General features: G+C 67.4%; 6 protein-coding genes. All 6 read left to right on the top strand.

Annotation, left to right across the window (positions count from 1 at the left end):
* Positions 1 to 168: 168 nt before the first annotated feature.
* Entirely contained in the window at positions 169 to 771 is a 603-nt protein-coding gene (rsxE, locus tag ACY0I8_RS16015; RefSeq protein ID WP_461395537.1) for an electron transport complex subunit RsxE, read from the top strand.
* Positions 772 to 936: 165 nt separating this feature from the next.
* Entirely contained in the window at positions 937 to 1,293 is a 357-nt protein-coding gene (locus tag ACY0I8_RS16020) for an NADH-quinone oxidoreductase subunit A (protein ID WP_459941859.1), read from the top strand.
* The gene (locus tag ACY0I8_RS16025; protein WP_461395538.1) at positions 1,284 to 1,781 is read left to right on the top strand and encodes an NADH-quinone oxidoreductase subunit B; all 498 of its coding nucleotides are present in this window, start codon (positions 1,284 to 1,286) and stop codon (positions 1,779 to 1,781) included. Before ACY0I8_RS16020 ends, ACY0I8_RS16025 begins: the two co-directional genes overlap by 10 nt.
* A gap of 42 nt (positions 1,782 to 1,823) precedes the next feature.
* Positions 1,824 to 2,303, top strand: coding sequence for an NADH-quinone oxidoreductase subunit C (locus ACY0I8_RS16030; protein ID WP_461395539.1), 480 nt, complete (start codon positions 1,824 to 1,826; stop codon positions 2,301 to 2,303).
* Positions 2,304 to 2,347: 44 nt separating this feature from the next.
* Positions 2,348 to 3,526, top strand: a complete 1,179-nt coding sequence (gene nuoD, locus ACY0I8_RS16035) for an NADH dehydrogenase (quinone) subunit D (RefSeq protein ID WP_461395540.1) — start codon at positions 2,348 to 2,350, stop codon at positions 3,524 to 3,526.
* Between the two features lie 21 nt (positions 3,527 to 3,547).
* Positions 3,548 to 5,350 (top strand): FAD-dependent oxidoreductase (locus tag ACY0I8_RS16040; protein ID WP_461395541.1); only part of this gene is annotated, 1,803 nt, incomplete at its 3' end.

Consider the following 5,350-nt stretch of genomic DNA (forward strand, 5'->3'; position numbering starts at 1 on the left):
CTAGAATTCCTGAGCGGTTCCGCCCATCCGGCTGAGTGCCGGATGCAGCGTAAGCCGGATGCCGCACTCACGCACGGCCGGAAGCAGGCCCCATGCCCTCGCGAGCTCCTTGCGCGCCTCTATTGGCGCCGGGTTAATAGCGTCCTAGCTTCCTAGCGGAAATCCGCCATGACCCTGTTTCAGCAGTTCTGGAAGGGCATTGCCAAGGAAAACCCGGTGTTCCGGCTGGTGCTGGGCATGTGCCCCACGCTCGCCGTGACCACCGAGGCGGTCAACGGGATCGGCATGGGGCTCGCCACCACGTTCGTGCTCCTTTGCTCCAACGCCGTGGTGAGCCTCATCCGAAACGCCATTCCGGCCAAGGTCCGGATCCCCGCCTACATCGTGGTGATCGCCACCTTCGTGACCGTGGTGGATCTCGTGATGAACGCCTACGCCCACGGCCTGCACAAGGCCCTGGGGGTGTTCATCCCGCTGATCGTGGTGAACTGCGTGATCCTGGGACGGGCCGAGGCGTTCGCGTCCAAACACCCGCTCCTTCCCGCCCTGGCCGACGGCCTGGGCATGGGCCTGGGGTTCACCCTGAGCCTGACGCTGCTCGGCAGCATCCGGGAGATCCTGGGGAACGGCACCTGGTTCGGGCTGCCCCTTTTGGGGCAGGGGTTCCAGCCGGTGATCGCCATGATCCTTCCGCCGGGCGCGTTCATCACGCTGGGTATTTTGCTGGCGTGCATCAACGCCTGGGAGGGCCGAACGGCCCGCCGGGCGTAAGGAATGCCTGGCAGTTTCGAAACCTTACAGGATTTGTGCCGGAATGAAAGCCGGTTTTGTGCTTGACAGCGCAAATTGGGCCCAAGTAGCATACCGCGCGCCTTGTACCGGGGATTCACAAAGTGAGGCGGCCCCGGGGTTCCTCGGGGGGCCAGGGAGGATGGGATGCTCCAAAATTACGTTCCGATCCTGATCCTGTTCCTGCTGGCGGCCGGGTTCGGCCTGGGCACGGTGCTGATCTCGTCGGTGCTGGGGCCCCGCCGGCCCGATCCGGACAAGCTCTCCACCTACGAGTGCGGGATGGAGGTGGACCCCGGCGCTCGCCAACCCTTCGACGTCAAGTACTACCTGGTCGCCATGGCGTTCCTGGTGTTCGACGTCGAGGTGGTGTTCCTCTACCCCTGGGCCGTGAAGTTCAAGGCCCTCGGGCTCTTTGGGTTCGTCGAGATGCTGGTGTTCCTGTTCATCCTCCTGGTGGGCTACGTGTACATCTGGAGGAAAGGAGTGCTGGAATGGGAGTAGAGACCAAGCTGCCCCCGGTCCTGGTGACGAACCTGGAGAAGCTGGTCGGCTGGGCCCGGAAGAACTCGATCTGGCCCGCCACCTTCGGGCTTGCCTGCTGCGCCCTCGAGATGATGGTGGCCTCCTCGGCCTCCTACGACATCGCCCGGTTCGGCGCCGAGGTGTTCCGCCCGTCCCCCCGTCAGTCCGACCTCATGATCGTGGCCGGCACCGTCACGAAGAAGATGGCGGCCATGGTCCAGAAGATCTACCGCCAGATGCCCGAGCCCAAATGGGTCATCGCCTACGGCACCTGCGCCTGCTCGGGCGGCATCTTCAACGTGTACAACACCGTGCAGGGGGTGGACCAGTTCCTGCCCGTGGACGTCTATGTGCCCGGGTGCCCGCCCCGGCCGGAGCAGCTCCTGGCCGCGCTGATCAAGCTCCAGGACAAGATCGCCCAGGAGAAGTTCTCCGACCGGCCCGACACCGCCGCGGCCGCCGGGTAGGGCCAAACGGTTCCTTCGCGTTCCAGGGAGAGAGGGGCTGCCATGCGCAACCTCACCGAGATCGTTGACCTCCTCCAGGCCGAGTTCGGCGACGCGATCCTCGGCCACCACGAGTTCCGCGGCCAGTTGAGCGTGGTGGTGGCCAAGGACCGCATCGTGGACGTGGCCACGTTCTGCCGCGACGACGAGCGGCTCGCGTTCAATATGCTCGCCGACCTGACGGCCGTCGATCGCATGCCCCGCACCCCCCGGTTCGAGGTCGTGTACAACCTCTACTCCTTCCCCCACAACCGCCGGCTGCGCCTGAAGGCCCCGGTGGAGGAGAACGACACGATCCCCACCGTGGAGGGGGTGTGGAAGGCGGCCAACTGGCTCGAGAGGGAGGTCTACGACCTCTTCGGCATCGTGTTCGACGGCCACTCCGACCTGCGGCGCATCCTCCTGTGGGACGGGTATGTGGGGCATCCGCTCCGGAAGGACTTCCCGCTGGAGGGCATTCCCCAGAAGGTGGTCTACCGCTGAGCGACGCGCCCGGCCCGAGGCGCCGGCCATCCCCGGAGGTCGAGATGTCCGAGACCAAGAACATGATCGTCAACATGGGGCCCCAACATCCGGCCACCCACGGGGTGCTCCGGGTGGTGCTGGAGCTCGACGGCGAGACCGTGGTGAAGGCGACGCCCCACCTGGGGCACCTGCACCGGGGGTTGGAAAAGCTCGCCGAGACGAAGACCTACCACCAGGCCCTGACCCTCACCGACCGCATGGACTACACCGGGGCGCTGATCAACAACCTGGGGTACTGCCTCGCGGTGGAAAAGCTCCTGGGCATCGAGGACCAGATTCCGGAGAGGGCCAACGTGCTGCGGGTGTGCCTGGCCGAGCTCCAGCGGATCGCCGGGCACCTCCTGTGGCTCGCGACCCACGCCCTGGACATCGGGGCCATGACGGTCCTGTTCTACTGCTTCCGAGAGCGTGAAACCGTTATCGACCTGCTCGAGGACGTCACCGGCGCCCGGCTCACCCCGAGCTTCATCCGGATCGGGGGGCTCGCCCAGGACGCGCCGCGCGTGTTCTTCGAAAAGGCCCGGGCGTTTGTGAAGGAGTTCCCGTCGCGGGTGGATGAGTACGAGCTTCTTCTCACCAAGAACAAGATCTGGCGCAACCGCACCGAGGGCATCGGGATCATCTCGAAGGAGGAGTGCATCCAGTACTCCATCACCGGGCCGGTGCTCCGGGCGGCCGGGGTCAAATGGGACGTGCGAAAGGCCCTGCCCTACTGCGGGTACGAGACCTACGACTTCGAGATCCCCACGGGCACGGTGGGCGACGTGTACGAGCGGTACCTGGTGCGCCTGGCGGAGATGCGCCAGTCCATCCGGATCGTGGAGCAGGCCCTCGACCGCATGCCCGACGGGCCGGTCATGGCCGACGTGCCCGAGATCACGCCGCCACCCAAGGAGACCGTGTACGAGGACATCGGGTGCCTGATCCGGCACTTCAAGCTCATGAGCGGCGGGTTCAAGGCGCCCGAGGGCGACGTGTACATGAGCGTCGAGGCCACCAAGGGGGAGCTCGGGTACTACCTGGTCTCCGACGGAAGCGAGAAGCCCTACCGGTTCCGCGTGCGGCCGCCCTGCTTCATCAACCTCCAGGCCCTGGAGGAGATGATCAAGGGCCGGATGGTGGCCGACGTGATCGCGGTGATCGGTTCCCTGGACATCGTGCTCGGCGAGATCGACCGCTGAGCCGGGCGAGGAGAGGGGTTCATGGCTGATCGGATTTTCTCCAGTTGGGGCGGTCAGGTCCTCGACAGCCGCCAGGGAACGGCCCAGGGGGCCGACGACCTGCCGGTGCCCCGGTCACTTCCCTCCGGCACCCCGCTCCTGGGCCTCATGGGGTGGGACGGCATCGCGCTCTGGGACGGCCGGGCGAACCCCATCGACATGGCCCGGGCCTACGCCGAGGGGCTGGTGCGCTACTCCTGCGGCCAGTGCGTGCCCTGCCGGGTGGGGAGCAAGGTGATCTTCGACGCCCTGTCCCGGGTGTGCGAGGGTCGCGGGGAACCCGCCGACGTGGCCGCGGTGGAGCGGCTGTCCGAGAGGCTCCGGAACCAGGCCATGTGCGACCTGGGCCGCTCCTGCGGCAAGGCGTTCACCGACTTCGTCACCCATTTCCGCGCCGAGCTCGACGAGGCCGTGAAGGCGAAGTCCCCGATCCCCCGGGGCGAGTACCGGTTCAAGCTGACGGCCCCGTGCAAGAGCGCCTGCCCGGCCCACCTCGACATCCCCACCTACGTCGAGCTCATCAAGAAGGGCCGGTTCGAGGACAGCCTGGAGGTGATCCGGCAGGACAACTGCCTGCCCGGCACCGTGGGCCGGGTGTGCGTGCGGCCCTGCGAGTTCAACTGCCGGCGCCAGAACGTGGACGGCCCCATCCAGATCAAATACCTCAAGCGGTTCGTGGCCGACTACGAGCTCGACCGGAACCGCCCCCCCCGGCTCCCCAAGCCCGTGATCGACAAGGAGAAGGTGGCGATCGTGGGCGCCGGTCCGGCGGGGCTGTCCTGCGCCTACTACCTGGCCCAACTCGGGTACGACGTCACGGTGTTCGAGGCCCTGCCCGAGCCCGGGGGCATGGCCGCCGTGGGCATCCCGGACTACCGCCTGCCCCGCCCGATCCTGCGCCGTGAGGCGGATCTCATCGCGGGCCTGGGGGTCACCATCAAGTACAACACCGAGGTCGGCCGGGACGTCACCTGGGACGATCTCGTGAAGGACGGGTTCAAGGCCGTGTTCCTGGCCGTGGGGGCACGGCTCGGCACGGGGCTCGGGGTGCCGGGCGAGGAGGAGGCCAAGGAAGGGTTCATGCGGGGGGCCGATTTCCTGCGCAACGTGGCCCTCGGCAAGCCCGTGTTCGTGGGTAAGCGTGTGGTGGTCGTGGGCGGCGGCAACGTGGCCATCGACTGCGTGCGCACGGCGCTTCGGCTTGGCTACGAGAAGGTGACGCTCGTCTACCGCCGCACCGAGGCCGAGATGCCGGCCGACAAGGTGGAGATCGCCGACGCCAAGGCCGAGGGGATCGAGTTCCTGTTCCTCACGAACCCCACCCGGCTCGTCCTGGACGAGAACGGCAAGGTGAAGGGGGTGGAGCTCATCAAGATGGAGCTCGGCGAGCCCGACGCCTCGGGGCGACGCAGCCCGGTGCCGATCGAGGGCAGCGAGTTCGTGCTCGAGACCGACGCCGTGATCCCGGCCATCGGCCAGGCGATCGACCTGGGGTTTTTGCCGGAGGGCGGCCCGGTCGCGGCGGGCCGAGGCAACCGGATCCGGGTGGAGGGCCTGAACAAGCTCGCGGCCGTGGTGGACGGGGTGGGGGTGTTCTCGGCCGGCGACTGCGTGACCGGTCCCCTGACCCTGATCGCGGGGCTCGCCGGGGGCAAGGAGGCCGCGTTCCAGATCGACCGGTTCCTCCGGGAGGGCCGCACCGAGGCCCTGGAGGAGTGGGTCATGAACGAGTACGTGGCCCAGCTCAAGCCCTACGACGCGGCCGAGGACGTGGGCGTGCCGGCC

Source organism: Deferrisoma sp. (genome assembly GCF_054681715.1).

What these genes read in the sequence shown, in the direction of transcription:
- ACY0I8_RS16025 (WP_461395538.1), top strand. Translation starts at nt 1,284, where the DNA reads ATGGGAGTAGAGACCAAGCTGCCCCCGGTCCTGGTGACGAACCTGGAG.
- nuoD (WP_461395540.1), top strand. Translation starts at nt 2,348, where the DNA reads ATGTCCGAGACCAAGAACATGATCGTCAACATGGGGCCCCAACATCCG.
- ACY0I8_RS16030 (WP_461395539.1), top strand. Translation starts at nt 1,824, where the DNA reads ATGCGCAACCTCACCGAGATCGTTGACCTCCTCCAGGCCGAGTTCGGC.
- ACY0I8_RS16020 (WP_459941859.1), top strand. Translation starts at nt 937, where the DNA reads ATGCTCCAAAATTACGTTCCGATCCTGATCCTGTTCCTGCTGGCGGCC.
- rsxE (WP_461395537.1), top strand. Translation starts at nt 169, where the DNA reads ATGACCCTGTTTCAGCAGTTCTGGAAGGGCATTGCCAAGGAAAACCCG.